The 17,840-nt window shown below is 37.4% G+C and carries 13 protein-coding genes; all 13 read left to right on the forward strand.

Annotated features, from left to right (window positions below; translation table 11 throughout):
- The first annotated feature begins 210 nt into the window (after window positions 1-210).
- The 13 genes from NV377_RS10550 (at window position 211) to NV377_RS10610 (ending at window position 17,139) form a co-directional block, all read left to right on the forward strand.
- The gene (locus tag NV377_RS10550; RefSeq protein WP_258201183.1) at window positions 211-4,014 is read left to right on the forward strand and encodes a glycosyl hydrolase 53 family protein; all 3,804 of its coding nucleotides are present in this window, start codon (window positions 211-213) and stop codon (window positions 4,012-4,014) included.
- A 169-nt stretch (window positions 4,015-4,183) separates the two neighbouring features.
- On the forward strand, window positions 4,184-5,899 hold the full coding sequence (locus NV377_RS10555; protein WP_258201184.1) for a sensor histidine kinase: 1,716 nt from the start codon (window positions 4,184-4,186) through the stop codon (window positions 5,897-5,899).
- 1 nt (window position 5,900) lies between these two features.
- The gene (locus tag NV377_RS10560) at window positions 5,901-7,508 is read left to right on the forward strand and encodes a helix-turn-helix domain-containing protein (RefSeq protein ID WP_258201185.1); all 1,608 of its coding nucleotides are present in this window, start codon (window positions 5,901-5,903) and stop codon (window positions 7,506-7,508) included.
- A gap of 122 nt (window positions 7,509-7,630) precedes the next feature.
- Window positions 7,631-8,596 (forward strand): ABC transporter permease, encoded by a 966-nt coding sequence (locus NV377_RS10565; RefSeq protein ID WP_258201186.1) that lies wholly within the window; start codon window positions 7,631-7,633, stop codon window positions 8,594-8,596.
- 12 nt (window positions 8,597-8,608) lie between these two features.
- Window positions 8,609-9,544, forward strand: coding sequence for a carbohydrate ABC transporter permease (locus tag NV377_RS10570; protein ID WP_258201187.1), 936 nt, complete (start codon window positions 8,609-8,611; stop codon window positions 9,542-9,544).
- An 84-nt stretch (window positions 9,545-9,628) separates the two neighbouring features.
- On the forward strand, window positions 9,629-11,176 hold the full coding sequence (locus NV377_RS10575; RefSeq protein ID WP_258201188.1) for an ABC transporter substrate-binding protein: 1,548 nt from the start codon (window positions 9,629-9,631) through the stop codon (window positions 11,174-11,176).
- 156 nt (window positions 11,177-11,332) lie between these two features.
- Entirely contained in the window at window positions 11,333-12,919 is a 1,587-nt protein-coding gene (locus NV377_RS10580; RefSeq protein ID WP_258201189.1) for an ABC transporter substrate-binding protein, read from the forward strand.
- 240 nt (window positions 12,920-13,159) lie between these two features.
- Window positions 13,160-13,456: a LiaF transmembrane domain-containing protein gene (locus NV377_RS10585; RefSeq protein WP_258201190.1), complete on the forward strand. Its 297-nt coding sequence runs from the start codon at window positions 13,160-13,162 to the stop codon at window positions 13,454-13,456.
- A 92-nt stretch (window positions 13,457-13,548) separates the two neighbouring features.
- Window positions 13,549-14,232: a PspA/IM30 family protein gene (locus NV377_RS10590; protein ID WP_258201191.1), complete on the forward strand. Its 684-nt coding sequence runs from the start codon at window positions 13,549-13,551 to the stop codon at window positions 14,230-14,232.
- Window positions 14,220-14,675 carry a PspC domain-containing protein gene (locus tag NV377_RS10595; protein ID WP_258201192.1) on the forward strand — a complete coding sequence of 152 codons (456 nt, stop codon included), beginning with the start codon at window positions 14,220-14,222 and terminating at the stop codon, window positions 14,673-14,675. Before NV377_RS10590 ends, NV377_RS10595 begins: the two co-directional genes overlap by 13 nt.
- Window positions 14,676-14,679: 4 nt before the next feature.
- A complete protein-coding gene (locus tag NV377_RS10600; protein WP_258201193.1) occupies window positions 14,680-15,381 on the forward strand; it encodes a PspA/IM30 family protein in 702 nt (233 codons plus the stop codon).
- Between the two features lie 88 nt (window positions 15,382-15,469).
- Entirely contained in the window at window positions 15,470-16,474 is a 1,005-nt protein-coding gene (locus NV377_RS10605; protein ID WP_258201194.1) for a sensor histidine kinase, read from the forward strand.
- A gap of 14 nt (window positions 16,475-16,488) precedes the next feature.
- Window positions 16,489-17,139, forward strand: coding sequence for a response regulator (locus NV377_RS10610; protein ID WP_258201195.1), 651 nt, complete (start codon window positions 16,489-16,491; stop codon window positions 17,137-17,139).
- Window positions 17,140-17,840 lie beyond the last annotated feature (701 nt).

Consider the following 17,840-nt stretch of genomic DNA (forward strand, 5'->3'; position numbering starts at 1 on the left):
ATTAAACATACACTTTTAGCAAGATATTTACAGTTATTTAGTGATACCTTGCGAAAAGTGCATATACCTTTCATTTCGGACATTGTGGGTACGATAGCCAATCCATATAATAAACTCAATAACATGTAGTATCTGACTTTGATGCATACTTTGTAACTCTATGAAGTACATCGATAGATGCATGTAAAATGACTAGGAGGTAGAAAGATTATGAAGAAACACTCTCTAATAAGTTTACTAATCGCTCTTTCATTAATAATAACGCTTTGGCAGCCGGTAATTGGTACAGCTTCAGCAGCAGAACTCAATACGGTGCCCTCAATTGGGTTGTCCATTAATGGAGAAGCGACTACTTGGAATGTAGCGGGTACGCAACCAGAAAAATTGTGGGATGACAGTACGAATACGTTTTTAGAATATTATGATGCAAAAAGTTTGGACTTTACTTTATCAAAGCAATTAACAGATGTCCCATCAGGCAAGTATAATTTATCTGTATTATTACATGGGGATAAGGGTAAGACATTAGATGCTCAATCAGTTATGTCTGCTACAACTAGCGAAGGGACTTTTACGGAATTAATTAGCTTCACAGGAAGTGACTGGGGGAAACCCGTCCCATTAACACTAAATAATATCATGGTTGGTACGGATGGCATCGTCACAATCAGTTTTAAAATTGTAATGAATAGTGAATTGTATGGATATTTGCAGGATGTACAATTCACACAAGGTGCAGCGGTGACAAAAACAACAATTAAACCTAATTCCGCTGTATTGCGTCCTAACGCTAGCGTACAATTAACGACTACACATAGTGTTAATGAAACAGTTGAATATAGCAGTAGTAATGAAGATGTTGCTATCGTGTCTGTAGATGGTCTTGTTGAGGCAGTTGCAGAAGGTACAGCTACAATTACTGCAAAAGTATATAATGAAGGAGAATTACTACGCACAGGTACGAGTGCAATCTATGTGTCTAGTACATTACAGGATTATACAGGAACGGAAATCTCAGTTGAGCCTATAGTAGAACTAGAAGGTAGCAACCGTTCTGATTTTATGATGGGGGCAGATATATCTTCCCTATATGCGTTAGAAAAAGTAGGTCGTAAATATTACGATCTGGCTGGTCAAGAAACATCTATGATTCAGGCTCTAAAAGATGGAGGCGTAAACTGGATTAGACTGCGTACATGGGTTGATCCGACCGATGGTAAAGGTAATTCGTACGGAGCGGGAGATGTTAATGAAGCAGTTATGATTGAAATGGCTAAAGATGCGAAGGCCGCTGATCTTAATGTATTGGTAGATTTACATTATAGCGATTTCTGGGCAGACCCAGGTCGTCAAAATACGCCAAAAGCATGGGCTAAACTAACAGAAAGTGAACTTCAATTACAAGTATATGAATACACTTATGAAACATTAGAAGCATTAAAAGCTGAAAATGTGTACCCAGATATGATTCAAATCGGCAATGAAATTAATGGTGGATTGTTATGGCCCTTAGGTAATAGTGCTGCTAAAGCGAAAAAGTATATTGCGCAAGGAATTAAAGCGGTAAGAGATTTTGAAACAAAAGTTGGTGACAACAAACATATCGATATCGTTATTCATCGTGCAAATCCGAATGATGGCTTGGCAAAAGTATCTAACTTTTACGCGACATATGATGATCTTGATTATGATGTAATCGGCTTGTCTTATTATCCTTTCTGGCATGGCAGCTTAGATAATATTCAAGAAGTAATGAACGGGTTAGCTGCAAAATTTGATAGGAAGGTTGCTATTGTAGAAACATCTTATGGTTATACGCTTGAAGATCCGATTAACAATGGGGATACAGGTCATGTGTTCGGTCAAGCTCAAGCAGATACAGCGGGTTACTTAGCCACTGTTCAAGGACAAGCATCAGCGATCCGTGATGTTATCAATGCGGTAGCGAAAGTTCCTGATGCTCAAGGAGTTGGCGTATTCTACTGGGAGCCAGGCTGGTTACTAGGAACGGATACAGGTTGGGCAACTAAGTACGCAGCTTCTTATCAGGGTGAAAGTATTCCAACTGATGGTGGAGCAAGCTGGGCGAATCAAGCATTGTTCAATTATTTTGGTGAAGCATTACCATCTATCGAAGTATTTAATCTAGTTCGTCAAAGCTTGGATGATTATGAGCAGCCGACATTACTATCTGTAAATGATATTGCAATAACAACTAGTCAAGGTGTATATGTTGAACTTCCTACAAAAGTTAAAGCATTATACACTGATGATACGTATCGTGATATTAAAGTTCAATCTTGGACACCTAGTGAATATAATGTCTCTCTTCCTGGAACTACGCAATTAACAGGTACATTGATCACAGGGCAAGAGATAAAGGCAAATATTACTGTCACTCCTTTCAATTACATCGTCAATCCAGGCATCGAAGATGCTGATATGTCAGCATGGCAACTAACTGGTGCAGAGCGTGGTCAAGAGAACGCATATTTGGGCAGTTACGCGATTCATTTCTGGAATCATGCCGTCGTTAATGCTAAGCAACAAATTTCGAATTTACCAGATGGAATATATGAATTGTCCGTTCAATCACAAATTGGTATAGTTGGCGAGCCGATTGCAGATACAAGTCAGCTATATGCAACAAATGAAGCAGGCACATCTACTGAACCATTAGTGGTAACAGGTTGGGGAAATTGGAAAAAAATCGTTGTCAAAGACATTGTTGTTGAAAATGGAAAGTTAGAAATTGGCGTAACCGTCAATGATGCGATTGAGGATTACGGTGATTTTGATGACTGGCAGCTAATTCGTACAGGGGATTTGACTACAACACCAAAACCAACACCAAAACCAACTGTAAAACCGGACCCAACAACATCAACAGATAACGGGCAAGCGGAGTTACAATTATCTCTTCAAACTGTTGGGAATGCTCAAGTTTGGAAAGGTATTGTCAAAGCAGATGCAACTTCTGCTACAATCAAGCTTCCTACGTCAAGCTCAGCTGATCATGTGGTAATTCAATGGGGAGAGAATCAACTTGAGTTCTCATTAGAACAGTTGGCAAGCTTAATTCCAGCAGGCAATGGTAGTGACGGTGGATTATACATTCAATGGAAACCACAAGCCACAGTAGCGAATACGGAACTACAGCTTACTGGTCAACAGGGAGCACAAATCGTAGCAATAGGAAAACCTTTCAATATTACAGTACAAGCAACTACTGCTACAGGAACAGTATTACCACAATTAATTAATCTACCAATTTCTTTAACATTCGCACTTGATGCAAATATAGATCTAGCTTCAGTTGCTTTGTATCAGTTGAACGATAAAGGTGAATTAAGTTATGTTGGTGGAATTACTTCAAACAGTAGCATTCAAGCAGTCGTTAATGATGGAGCAACTTACGTACTTGCTAATGTAAGCAGAGTGTATAGCGATATTACGAATCCGAATGAGCAACTTCGTAAGCTAACGGCAATGGGTGTTATCGAAGGTGATCAACACGGCAGGGCAAATCTAGATCAACATGCAACTCGAGCTGAAATCAGCAAAATTATTACGAAGCTATTTGGTTTAGATTCTGAGTTAGTAGCTAGACAATTGAATCAACCTTTACCACGTGTAGTAAGTGAGGCACAATCATTAACATTTACTGATGTACCGGTAAATCATTGGGCAAGTTCTTATATTAATTTACTTACTGAGCGTCAATGGTTAGTAGGTACAGGGCAAGATAAGTTCTCTCCGAATAAAGAGATGAGCTATGAAGAAATTTATACTTTAATAAGTCGTATTCTTCAGTTGCCATTGTCTAAGCAGCAAACTATTCCAGCATATGAAGCTAGTAACTGGGCACTACCTTATATTGAGAGTTTAATTCAAGCAGGTATGATCTCAACTGAACAAGCTTCAACAATAGACTTCAAAGAGAAAGTAACGAGAGGTAGTATCATTTCAATCGCATATGAATTACTACAAACATTAGAAAAACTGAACAAATAAATTCTTTTGCCGCTTTATAGTAGGAAACTCTACTGTGAGGCGGCTTTTTTATTTTGTCTTATTAATAGATTGACAGCGTTATGGTGAAATAGTAAAACTAGTAAAATTAAGTAAATGATATATAATATTGATGACAGTCATTATAGAAGAGAATAGGTGAGGTCCATTCATGTTTCATCGTCAATCTGTGAAATATAAGCTATTGGTAGGTTTTATTTTAGTTATGATACCTGTTGTGACCTATATGTTAATTAATAACTCCAATTCTCGCGATCTTGTACGAGTGAAAGTGTCTGAAACCTATAACAATACGTTAACTATATTCACTGGGCAAATCGATCATTATTTACAACAAATTGATGACTATCTATATAAGATGGGGGTCTTGGACGCAGATATTGGATTATTAACTTCTTATCCAGTAAACAGTAATGATTATACGCTAACTAAAGTTAGAATTAATGCCAAACTGAATCGAGATGTTGGGGTATATAATCTCGTAGATTCCGTTTTTCTCTATCAGGCTGATGATATTATTTTCGGTACTGAAAGCGTCTACAACGATACTTACAAATTAATCACTGAACATATGGAACAGTCATCATATAAAGCTGAGATGTATCAATACGGTAAATCTAATTGGCAATTAGGTGAAAGTGATCGGGTTGCAGGTAAATACTATCTTATTAACTACATAAAAGTAACCGATGATCTGTTCTTTGGAGCAATCGTAACCATTCAAGATATTCATGATCTATTATTAATTCAGTGGAATGACGGGGATATTGGATTTACTGATATCTTTAATGTAGAAAATGATCACTTAACGGATGTTTTAACGGCATATAGTAGTTTAGAAGGTGAATCGAGCTCAGATATCATCGATGCGAATGCGAGCGATTATGTGTTACTTGAGCAACGAAGTCACGTAGCTAATATGGCTTACCGTCTTGCCATACCAGAAAAGACAATTATGCGAGAACTATTATTTTTTCGCAATGCAACATTTGTTGCCCCTATCTTTTTTCTTGTCATTCTAGGTCTCTATATTCTGTATATGCAACGCATGTTATTCAAACCTTTACATGAGTTAATGTTAGGTATGAAGAAAGTTTCATTAGGAAATTTGGAGGTTCGCTTACAACGTAATAACACTATTGAATTTGATTTTCTAGCCAACACATTTAATGATATGGCGGAACAAGTGAAAAACTTGAAAATTGATGTGTATGAGGAACAACTTCGAGTAAAGCAAGGTGAGTTGAAACAACTACAATCGCAAATTAATCCGCATTTCTATATGAACTCTTTAAATATTATTTATAACTTTGCTGTCCTTGAAGAAATGGATTCGGTGAAGAAGATGTCATTACATCTAGCAGATTATTTCCGATTCATCATGACATCCAATAGAGATATGATTACATTCAAAGAAGAATTGAAACATATTGAAAATTACATTACGATTCAGCAACTAAGGTTTCCCAATCGATTAGAAATGTCAATTGAGAATATTGATCCATTTTTGAACTATCCAATCGCTGCCTTAACGATACAACCATTTGTAGAAAATGCCATTATTCATGGATTCAAAAATCGTAAACAAATTTTCAAAATTACGATTGCAGCACATCGAAACTCTGATCAAGGTTTTATCATTACGATCTCAGATAATGGAACCGGATTCCCAGAAGATGTTCTTGTTAAGCTAAGACGACATGAGGCGATTGAGGAAGGTCAGCGGACAAGTCTTGGCATCATGAATGTCATTAATCGGCTTGAACTACTTTATGGGAAGTTAGCTACGATACAATTCCGTAATCTTACTGAAGAGAGCGGTGCAGTTATTGAAATATATTTTCCTATTTATGAGGAGTTGAAATAGTTTGTCATACAATTTGTTAATTGTTGATGATGAGGAGATTGCAATACGAGGCATAGTGAAAGGTATCCAGTGGGACAAGCTGCAATATAATGAGATTTATACAGCTATGGATGTAGAGGAAGCACAAGAAATAATGCGGACACATCAGGTGCATGTTGTTTTATCAGATATTGATATGCCCATTCATAATGGATTAGATCTACTTGAATGGATTAACGAAAATGCGATGAATTGTGTAACACTATTTCTAACAGGTCATGCAGACTTCAAATACGCTCAACAAGCGGTACAGCTATCCGGCTTTAAATATTTATTAAAACCGATCGATCATAGCTTATTACAAGAAGCATTAGAAGAAGCATACAAAAAAGCAGAAGAAATTTCATCATTGGATTCGATTCGTTCGACTTACGATCAATTTTTTCAACAATGGCAACTAGAGAGACCATTATTAGTCGAGAGATTTTGGCATGATCTTATTCATTACAGGCAGTCACTTGCGTCAGTGTACTTAGATTCAGCGATGCGTAATTATAATATTCCGCTTAAGTCAGATAGTCATATTCAAATTATTTTCATTAGTATTGAACAATGGAAAGAAGAATGGTCAGCACGAGATGAGGAAATAATGACCTACGCTATTAAAAATGTAGCAGAAGAATTCTTCCTTGCCAATAGACAGGGGCATTGTATTCAAGATGGTCAAGGTGATCTCTATCTTATCTTATATGAACCGAGTGCAGAGCAGCAATTATCGCTTGAGAACTTATCGTATCAATTGATAGCGCATTGTCGTGAGCATTTACATTGTTATCTATCGTGTTATATTGGTGATCTCATACCACTAACATCAATTCGAGAAGGAATTCGTAATTTACTTTCTATTGAGAAGCAAAACGTTACACAATCTTGCACTGTTAAAGTAGAAAAAGAATTATCGATTAAACCTGAATCTAATACGAAGGCTTCAGTTCATTTTCCGGACTGGATATTGTTAATTGAAACAGGGAAAATGACACAATTGAACTACCAGATTGATGTATATTTTGATAAACTTCAACAAGATGAAGTTGGTTACCATGATCTTGCCACGTTTTATTTTGGATTTATGAATAGTTTGATGCAATGGTTACATATGAAAGGGTTAAGCAGTAACGGTATATTAAGTCTACAAGCTTGGGAAATGAATGATGGTCTATTAAAATCATCAGCACGGCTAAAAACGTGGACGATTCAAATTTGCCATCAAGTTAATGGAAGGATATTTGCTGAGGGCAAGCAAGTTTCTAATGTTGTTGAGAAAGTGCAACAGTATATGATTGCGCATATGGACGAAGAGTTTAGTCGAGAACGATTAGCAGAGCAAGTTTATTTAAATCCAGCATACTTATCACGACTTTTTCGTAGGGAGACAGGCTTATCGTTAACCGATTACCTAGTGAAGTATCGAATAGCAAAAGCAAAAGAGCGACTTGAACATAGTAATCAGAGAGTAAGTGATATCGCAATGGAAGTTGGATATGCTAATTTCTCGCATTTTTCTAAATTATTCAAAAAAACAACAGGACTTACGCCTCAAGAATATCGAAAAATGTATCAAAAAGTATAATGAAATTAGTCAAGTAGTCATTATAGCGTTAATCAAGTCACGACACCGACAATGTTCGGTGTCTTTTTTTTATACAATTTGATTATAGCAACGAGACAATATAGAGATGAAAGGGTGGGGTTATGAGTTCAGAGATCTTGAATGTAACGGTGAAACAAGTGCCTAAGAAGAAAATACCTATGTTAAAGACCATGAAGAAATACTGGATGTTCTACATTATGATGCTTCCAGCAATTCTTATCTTATTATTGAACAATTATATCCCGATGTTTGGGATAATCATTGCTTTCAAAAATATTAACTATGTGGATGGCATATTGGGAAGTCCTTGGAGCAAATTGGAAAACTTTAAGTATTTGTTCATGACAAAGGACGCTTTAATTATTACAAGGAACACATTGTTATATAACAGTAGTTTCATTGTACTAAATCTAGTTTTCCCGTTAATGTTTGCTCTAATGTTGAATGAAATTAAAAACAGATTTTTAGCAAAACTTCATCAAACGGTAATGTTCTTACCTTACTTCCTATCCATGGTTGTTATAAGTTATCTTGCATATGCGTTTTTAAGCGATACAAACGGATTTCTTAATAATTCATTATTACCAATGTTAGATATCGAAGCGATCAAATGGTATTTCACAAAAGATTTTTGGCCATACATTCTATCGCTGGTTAATACATGGAAAAACATGGGTTATTACACTGTAATCTACATGGCTGCGATCATCGGTATCGATGAGGAGTATTATGAAGCAGCTACCATAGATGGTGCTAGTAAATTTAAGCAAATCTTTACAATTACAATTCCATTACTAACTCCAATCATTACAATAATGACATTGCTCCAAGTCGGTCGTATCTTTAATGCAGACTTTGGATTGTTCTTCCAAGTACCAAGGGAATCAGGCGTGTTATTCCCAGTAACGAATGTAATTGATACGTATGTCTATCGAACCTTCTTAACGGTTGGGGATATCGGATTATCTTCTGCAGCTGGTCTAGTGCAATCCGTTGTAGGCTTCTCGCTCGTATTCTTTGCTAACTGGATTGTTAGAAAAATTGACAGCGATAATGCATTATTCTAAGGGGGTGACCATATGAGTGCAGAAATAGAAAAAGTGAATACCTATGCTAATCCAAAAAATAGATTGCCGAAGTTAGCGACGTTTGGAATTCATTCCTTGTTTAGCGTCTACTCACTTCTATGTATTATTCCAATCATCCTCGTTGTTATGGTTTCCATTACCGACGAGAGCACAATTGTAAAAGATGGCTATAGCTTCTGGCCAAGTGCGTTCAGTTTTGCTGCTTACGACTTTCTATTCAAAGATGCAACATCCATTATTAAAGCATATTCGGTTTCAATCATTGTAACGCTAATTGGAACATGCTTGAGTATGATCATCATCGCCTTATATGCATACCCGATCTCACGTAAAGATTTCCCACATGCCAAGTTCTTTACATTCTTCGTATTCTTCACCATGTTATTCAATGGTGGTTTAGTACCTTGGTATTTAGTATATGTGCAGTTGCTAGATTTGAAAAATACGATGGCAGCACTAATTGTACCACTCTTAGTTGCCGCATTCTTCGTGCTAATTACACGAACGTTCTTTCAAACAACAATTCCAGCTGCAATCTTAGAATCAGCTAATATCGATGGTGCCGGTGAGATGAGGATATTTTTCAAAATCGTATTGCCATTGTCTTTACCTGTACTTGCGACTGTAGCATTGTTCCAAACATTAACGTATTGGAATGATTGGTTCCTAAGTCTAGTGTTTATTACGAAAGAAAACAATATTTCGATTCAATACTTGATGTATAAGACGATGTTGAATATTCAATATCTCTCTACTAACAGTACAGCAGCTTCTGCAATTGTTGCAGCGGGTGGTACGTTCAAATTCCCGAGTGAAAGTGTTCGTATGGCGATGGTTATTATCGGCATAGGTCCTATCATCTTCGCTTATCCGTTCTTCCAGAAGTATTTCGTAAAAGGGCTAACGGTTGGTGCAGTAAAAGGTTAAGCAATCTCAATAGATTGCTACAATGTACAGCTATATCCAGCTTTGCTGGTTAGCATATAATAATTTTTTTGGGAGGTCGCAATAATGAGAAAAAGCAAAAAAAGCGCTTCACTTTTAGTGACAATGATTTTGGCAATATCTCTTCTTGTTACAGCATGTGGTGGTAATAATAAGCCTGCACCATCGAACACTCCAGGCAACAACACAGACCCTACACCAACTCCAGTAGTTGATACTCCGAAAGAAGAAGATTTGAAACCTGTTAAATTAGTTGTAGTATATCCGGGTCCAGTTCAAAAGGACGAAAAGTTAATTGAGGAAGAATTGAACAAATTACTTACTGCAAAAATCAATGCAACAATTGATCTTACTCCAGTAGATTGGGGTCCATGGGATGACACAGTTAACTTAATGATCGCTTCTCGTGAAAAAGTCGATATTCTTTTCACTGCACAATGGAATGGTCATGCAAGTAACGTAGGTAAAGGTGCATTCCTTCCACTTGACGATCTTATTACACAGTACGGTAAAGGTATTACTGATTCTCAAGATCCTGCATTTTTAGCAGGTGCTAAGATTGATGGTAAAAACTATGGTGTTCCAACGACGAAAGAGTTAGCAGCTGTTGGTGGTATTGTCTACAATAAAGAGGTTGCTGCAGACTTAGGAATTGATATGACAACGGTAAAAACAATTCAAGATCTTGACGCTGTATATGCTGTAGTAAAAGAAAAAAGACCGGACCTAATTCCACTTTATATCTCTTCTACAGATAATACATTCAACGCTCACTTCTTCGGTAACTACGATTTCCTAGGTGATGCTACAATCCCTGGTGCTATCTTCAAAGATGGTACTGACACTAAAGTAGCTCCAATCGAAGAAACAGCTCGTTACCTAGAAACAGTAAAAACTACACGTGATTTCTTCAATAAAGGTTATATTAATGCTGACTCTGCAACAAGTAAAGTATCGTCAGCTGACGCTTGGAAAGCTGGTCTTGTATTCTCTTCCATCGAGTCATTGAAACCTGGTAAAGACGAAGAAGTTGCAAGTCCTGCTGGACTTAGTGGTAAACTTGCTCAAATTGAATTAACAACGAAAACAATTTCTGCATCTGAAACTACTGGTTCTATGTTAGGTATTACAACAGCTTCTGAAAACCCAGAGCGTGCGATGATGTTCATTAACCTATTGCACACTGACAAAGAAATTAACAACCTAATTAACTTCGGTATTAAAGATATTCATTACACGCTTAATGGTGAAATTATGTCTAAAACTGACCGCACTGCTGACTATAATCCTGGTCATGCTTGGATGTTCGGTAACCAATTCTTGAACTACCTATGGGATTCTGAAGATCCAGATAAATGGGCTAAATTCAAAGAATTCAACACAGGTGCAATTATTTCACCAGCTCTAGGTTTCATATTTGATAGTGCGCCTGTTAAGAGCGAAGTTGGAGCTCTAGCAAATGTAATTAAACAATATCAAGTAGCTATCGATCGTGGTGCAGTAGATGTTGATACTGTTCTTCCAGAATATGTTGCAGCACTTAAAGCAGCTGGACTTGATGCGGTTGTTGCTGAAAAACAAAAACAATTTGATGAATTCCTTGCTAACAAATAATTAAAATGAATGTAGCGGTGTCAATAGTGAAAACTATTGGCGCCGCTTTTTTATATGTACATACACTAAAATGGTTAAAATTAAAACTATTGCGTTTTTATTCCAAAGATATAAAATAAATGTATATGTTGGAATAGGAAGCGAGGGAATGTCATTATGGTGCTTACGTTTCGTCGATTAGCAATAGTAAATATAATTATTGCACTTTCTGTTACTTTAGTGGGTTGTTCTTTATTTCGAAATAACGGGCTACCTAATAATGAAAGCGATTTAATTGTAGAAAATTCACTAGAGGACTTCGTTGTAGATGGTGATGGATATACGTTAAAGCTTGTATACATTGGAACTCCGCAAGTAGATGAAAAATTAATAGAAGAAGAAATTAATAAGTATTTATTAAAAGTGTTAAATGCAAATATTGATCTTGTAGTACTGGATTGGGGATCTTGGGATAACAAGCAAAATATTATGATCGCTTCACGTGAGGAGATTGATATCATATTCACTTCACAGTGGAGTAAGCATTCTATGAATGTATCTCGTGGTGCATTTCTACCATTAAATGATTTACTTCAACAATATGGTCAAGGGATAATAAAAAGTTTAGATCCTACTTTACTGAATGGCTCGAAGATTGAAGGGATTAGCTATGGAATACCAACAAATAAAGAATTCGCTGCTCAAGGAGGAATCATTTATCGAAAAGATATTGCTGAGCAGCTTAATCTAGATATGAGTAATATTCAAACCATTCGAGATTTAGATGAAATCTACGCTACTCTTAAACAAGAAATGCCTTCTATAACTCCTCTGTTTGTGAAGCATGGTGAAAATCTTAATTCGCATTATATGGTGAATTATGACGGCTTGGGCGATACATCTATTCCCGGCTATATATTAAAGGATAAGGATTCTACTGAAGTTAAACCGCTATATGAAATAGATCGTTATATTGAAAACTTATATATAGCTAGAGATTTCTTTATGAAGGACTATACGAATAAGGATGCTGCTACTACACAGATGATGGTCAATGACGCATTATCATCCAATGAATATTTTTCTATAGTGACGCCAATAAAGCCAGGTAAAGCAGATGAATTAGGTGCGCAAACTGGATTGTCAGGCAAATTGGCTCAAATTGAGTTAAATCAAAAATCACTAGCAACTTCAGAGACGGCAGGTTCAATGCTTGCTATTTCATCAACGACTAGCCATCCTGAACTAGCCATGGCGTTTATAAATTTATTACATACAGATGTATATTTGAACAACCTCATAAATTTCGGAATTGAAGGTGTTCACTATAAGAAAATTTCTAATAATGTTATACAGCAGACTGATCTAACCGCACGTTATAGTCCTGGATCTAACTGGATGTTAGGAAATCAATTCATTAATTATTTATGGGATACGGAAGACCCCGATAAATGGAAAGAATTCGTTACCTTTAATGAAGGGGCTGTGCAATCCCCAGGTCTTGGTTTTATGTTTGATGGAGAAGAGGTTCGCTCAGAAGTAGCGGCAGTTGTTAATGTAGATAAGCAATATGCGGTGGCACTAGAATCAGGATCAGTAGATCCTGCTGTAGTGCTGCCTGAATATATTGAAAAGTTGAAAAGTGCTGGAATAGATAAAATCATTGCTGCGAAGCAAGAACAGTTTGATGCTTTTCTTGCAAAGCAGGGTAGATTATCTGCAGAAGTAGCTGATTCTAGCGCGACCGAAGCTATTACGCCATAATAAGCTGTCAAGATAATTCACGCTAAGGGTTGAATGAGCAGAATATGTTCATTCAACCCTTTTATCATAAGGCTGATAGGGTACTAGACCCTAAGATGATAACCATCCCCGCCTATGGTCTAGGATAAATACCGTCATAGGTCTGTTTTGAACATTGAGAAAACAATCTATACTAAGTACATAAGCAAGAGAGCAACGCAAGGCAATAAACGAAAGAATAGAAAGAGGTGAATGTAGGGAATGAATGGAAAATCATTGATAGGTATTATCTGTATCGCAATTGGTGGTTTACTTGCACTTAAGTTTTTCAATATTCTTCTAGGTCCGATCATCGCATTTTTACTTCCGTTTTTATTAATCGTTTGTGGATATATTGGTCTTAAGAATGGAAAGAAAATTATCGGTAGCTTGTTCTTAATCATCGGTTTTGTAATGCTACTTGGTAAACTAGGATCTATCCTTACGTTAATATTAGCAATCGTATTAATCGTTGGTGGTATATCAGCTATTAAAGGAAAGTTTGGTTCACGTTACTAGATCACAAAAAGTTTTAGTTAATGGTTACGAAGTAACTTTTTGTTACACAGAAGCACATTATGAACTTACAAAACGTTTTAGGAGGTTAGAGGATGGGATTTGTTAAACGTATTCGCGACATTACAATGGCAACATTGAATGATCGACTTGAAAAAGCAGAAGATCCAGTGAAATTAATAGATCAGTTTCTATGGTCAACCCGCGATGAGATTATTCAGGCTGAACGTCTTCATCATCAATACTTAAATCACTCACATCAATTGAAGTCACAGTGGTTACAAGCGGAACAACAAATTGAACGTAAAGAATATCAAGCGATGGTAGCCTTGAAAGCTGGAGAAGAAATGATCGCAAGATCTGCTCTATCTGAAAAAACAATGCTTGTTGAAAATGCTAACTCTTATCGAGGGTTATATGAGCAAAGTAGTGGTTCCTTAATTGAACTAGAAGAGCAGCTTCGAGAACTACGTCAAGAGTATCAACTTGTATATGATAAACGCGCTTATTATGTATCTCGCATGGAATCGCTTCGACTGCAACAAAGAATGAACGAGCGTATGAGCTTTAACAATAATAATAATCCAGCTCAAGTGATGAGAAAAATGGATTCACGCTTAAGCGAGATGGAAAATGAATCTCAAAGCTTGCGAGAAGTTCGCAAAAACAATGGTGGTATTTATGGAGATCCAACGGTAGCAAGTCGTCAAAGTCTTGCAGTTGACCGTGAGATGGAACAACTTAAGAAGAAATTAAATGGGGAAGGATGGTCCTTGTGAGAAAACTATACCGCTCCAGAACGAATAAGATGCTTTCAGGAGTCTGTGGTGGATTATCTGAACTAACAAATATAGATGCAACCTTGTATCGTATATTGGTAGTGGTACTATCGATATTAAGCAGTGGAGCTTTTGCTCTAGTCTATATCATTGTAAGTATGATCATTCCAAAGACGCCAAATATCTATAACCCGTACGGTCCAACTAGTGGTCCCAATAACCATTCTTATGGATATCAAAACCCGATGCATGGTCATGATCCAATGAACCAACGTACATCATATAATCCGAATTGGAATGCAGCAAGACCAGCAGATAACACGGCTTATCAAGCTCCTCCGCAAAACACAGATCCGATGATGGATGATCTTGAAAAAAAGGCTTTACGTCGTGAAATAGAAGAATTGAAAACAAAATTATCTCGAATCGAGAAGGGAGAATAATATTATGAGTATTTTCAAAAGAATGAAGGATATGACAAAGGCAAATGTGAATGACTGGTTGGATAAATTAGAGGATCCTGTTGTAATGATTAATCAATATCTACGTGACATGGAGGCTGAGATTCATCAAGCTGAAGTTACGGTAGCGAAACAAATGGCTGGAGAACGCAGTATGCAACAACGCCTTGATGACAGCATTCGCAATTCCAATGATCGTGAATCTAAGGCAGAAGCAGCTCTTCGTGCAAATCAAGAAGAATTAGCAAGAAAATTACTTGAAGAAAAACTATATTTCGATCAAAAAATTGTTGAATATACAGAACTTCATGCTAATGCGAAGCAACAAGCAGAAGCACTTATGAATCAATTGCATGAAATGAAAGACGAGTTCTATCAATTGCGTAATAAACGTAATGAACTTGCTTCAAGAGCACAGCTTGCTAAAGCTCAAAAACAAATGACTTCAATCTCTTCAAATCATACGCTTGAAAATGGAACAGCATCTCGTGGATTCCAACGTATGGAAGAAAAAATTATGATGATGGAAGCAGAAGCTGATGTGCAACGTTCACCTTATGGCTATAGCTCATCAAGATCTACAGCAGCACCCGCACAAGCACCACTAACTGCTGCTGACATCGAGCGTCAAATGAAAGTGGAAGAGCAAATTCAAGCGATGAAGAATAAACTTAATCCTGTTGAGTAATCGTATATAACTATAGAACACAAGAAAAGCGGGCCGATTTTCGGTCTGCTCTTTCTTGCATAATGATGTTATGAGAGTGAGGAGCTTCGTGAAAAATTCGGAAGAGTTACCTACCGAAGAAAAAAAAATAAGGTCTAGAGTACTTCTTGAGACATTTATATGGTTATTGATCATTGGAAGTTTCTTGTTGATTATTATGCAAGGAGCAGGATTTCTACACATTATGAGTATACAAGGAACATGGGCGATTATAGGCTTATGTGCACTGGGTGTAGGGCTCGCTGGCTCAGCAATCTATCAATATTTTATTAATTCTCGATTAAAGGCATCAATGCGGAAAATACTTGCACAGCGAAAGAATTATTCTTCAATCACGTTGCTTGGCAACGATGACCAAGTTAATGATGTGGAGCAGACCGAAGAAGATTCACTGTGGGAAGAGCAGGTTCGTTTCACGGCAGTCATTGAAGAACGTCAAAGACTAGCTAGGGAATTGCATGATGCAGTAAGTCAACAACTTTTCGCCATATCTATGACAGCTACAGCAGTTAGTAGAACCATTGAACGTGATTGGGAACGAGCGAAGCGACAAGTACAGCTCATTGAAGAGATGGCATCTGTAGCACAATCAGAAATGAGAGCGTTACTACTTCATTTACGACCCGTACATTTGGATGGCAAAAGTCTAGGTCTGGCATTAACGGCACTAGTTAATGAGTTACAACAAAAAATCCCTATGGAAATTGAATTAGTTGTCGATACGTCTATCGTCATGCGTGTCGAGATCGAAGATCATCTATTTCGGATTGCTCAGGAAGCGTTATCTAACGCATTACGACATTCCAAAGCAGAGTATATGCTTGTGAAGCTGTATAAGCTTGATCATGATGTACATATGATTATTCAAGATAAAGGTGTGGGGTTTGAGATGGGGACTCGAAAACAAGGCTCCTACGGTCTGCTAACGATGGAAGAGAGAGTCATTGAATTAGGTGGTCAATTTCGACTTTCTTCAAATGTTGGTGAAGGTACAACCGTATTTGTATCGATACCTTATGAGCCTCCGATCGTTACAAATGTGAGCAAAGGTTAGGAAGGGGTTAATGAATGGATAGACCGATATCGGTATTATTAGTAGATGATCATGAAATGGTTAGAATTGGATTGGCTGCGGTATTAGATACAGAAGATGGAATTGAAGTTGTTGGTGAGGCTAGCAATGGCTACGACGGTATTAGAATGGCTACAAGCTATCGTCCAGATGTTATACTGATGGATCTAGTGATGGAGCCTATTGATGGAGTAGAGACAACTAGACAAATATTAGAAGTTCATCCCGATTGCAAAGTAATCGTACTAACAAGTTTTATTGATGATAGTAAGTTATATCCCGTTATCGAAGCGGGAGCATTTAGTTATTTATTGAAAACATCGAGAGCAACGGAAATAGCAGATGCGATTCGTGCGGCTGCTAGAGGTCAATCTGTAATCGAAGCACAAGTTGCAGCTAAGATGATGAATCGTTTACGTCAGCCAAAGAGTGAACCGAAGCAGCAGTTGCATGATCTTTTGACTGAACGCGAGATGGATGTATTAAAAAGTGTAGCTAGAGGGTTGTCGAACCAAGAAATTGCTGACGAATTATTTATTGGCGTTAAGACGGTAAAGTTTCATATTACGAACATATTTAACAAATTAGATGTAGAAGATCGCACACAAGCAGCTATTTACGCACATAAGCATGGGGTAGCCGAGTAGATAGTAGCCCTCATCGAAACACGAAACATCAACGATCGTTGTACGATCATTGATGTTTCGTGTTTTTTTGTGCTCTCATTCTGTCGAGGAAAACGAGGAATTGTTACCTAATGACAGTATATCTAAAGCAACAGCATTAATGCTGTCGAATACCTCCAAAGCCGCGCCGCTTAGCGGAATTTGCTTCTGAAATGTCGCACGAAAGTGACCAAAGTTATGCAGGATATCGATAATTTTAAGCGTATTACTATACCTTACAAAGTTAATTAGGGAGCAAATAAGACAGGCTGCGAGCAAGCTCGCCTGTCAGCACGAAGCAATGCTCAAAGAAGTAAGATCCAAGGTAGTAAGCTTTTAAGGTAGTAAGACAGGCTACGAGCAAGCTCGCCTGTCAGGACGAAGCAATGCTTAAAGAAGTAAGATCCAAGGTAGTAAGCTTTTAAGGTAGTAAGACAGGCTACGAGCAAGCTCGCCTGTCAGGACGAAGCAATGCTTAAAGAAATAAAGTCCAAGGTAGTAAGGTTTTAATGTAGTAGGACAGGCTACGAGCAAGCTCGCCTGTCAGCACGAAGCAATGCTCAAAGAAGTAAGATCCAAGGTAGTAAGGTTTTAAGGTAGTAAGACAGGCTACGAGCAAGCTCGTCTGTCAGGACGAAGCAATGCTTAAAGAAATAAAGTCCAAGGTAGTAAGGTTTTAAGGT

It is taken from the genome of Paenibacillus endoradicis (assembly GCF_024721975.1).

Coding starts and splice junctions, on each gene's coding strand:
- NV377_RS10550 (WP_258201183.1), top strand. CDS start 211: ATGAAGAAACACTCTCTAATAAGTTTACTAATCGCTCTTTCATTAATA.
- NV377_RS10555 (WP_258201184.1), top strand. CDS start 4,184: ATGTTTCATCGTCAATCTGTGAAATATAAGCTATTGGTAGGTTTTATT.
- NV377_RS10565 (WP_258201186.1), top strand. CDS start 7,631: ATGAGTTCAGAGATCTTGAATGTAACGGTGAAACAAGTGCCTAAGAAG.
- NV377_RS10570 (WP_258201187.1), top strand. CDS start 8,609: ATGAGTGCAGAAATAGAAAAAGTGAATACCTATGCTAATCCAAAAAAT.
- NV377_RS10575 (WP_258201188.1), top strand. CDS start 9,629: ATGAGAAAAAGCAAAAAAAGCGCTTCACTTTTAGTGACAATGATTTTG.
- NV377_RS10580 (WP_258201189.1), top strand. CDS start 11,333: ATGGTGCTTACGTTTCGTCGATTAGCAATAGTAAATATAATTATTGCA.
- NV377_RS10585 (WP_258201190.1), top strand. CDS start 13,160: ATGAATGGAAAATCATTGATAGGTATTATCTGTATCGCAATTGGTGGT.
- NV377_RS10590 (WP_258201191.1), top strand. CDS start 13,549: ATGGGATTTGTTAAACGTATTCGCGACATTACAATGGCAACATTGAAT.
- NV377_RS10595 (WP_258201192.1), top strand. CDS start 14,220: ATGGTCCTTGTGAGAAAACTATACCGCTCCAGAACGAATAAGATGCTT.
- NV377_RS10600 (WP_258201193.1), top strand. CDS start 14,680: ATGAGTATTTTCAAAAGAATGAAGGATATGACAAAGGCAAATGTGAAT.
- NV377_RS10610 (WP_258201195.1), top strand. CDS start 16,489: ATGGATAGACCGATATCGGTATTATTAGTAGATGATCATGAAATGGTT.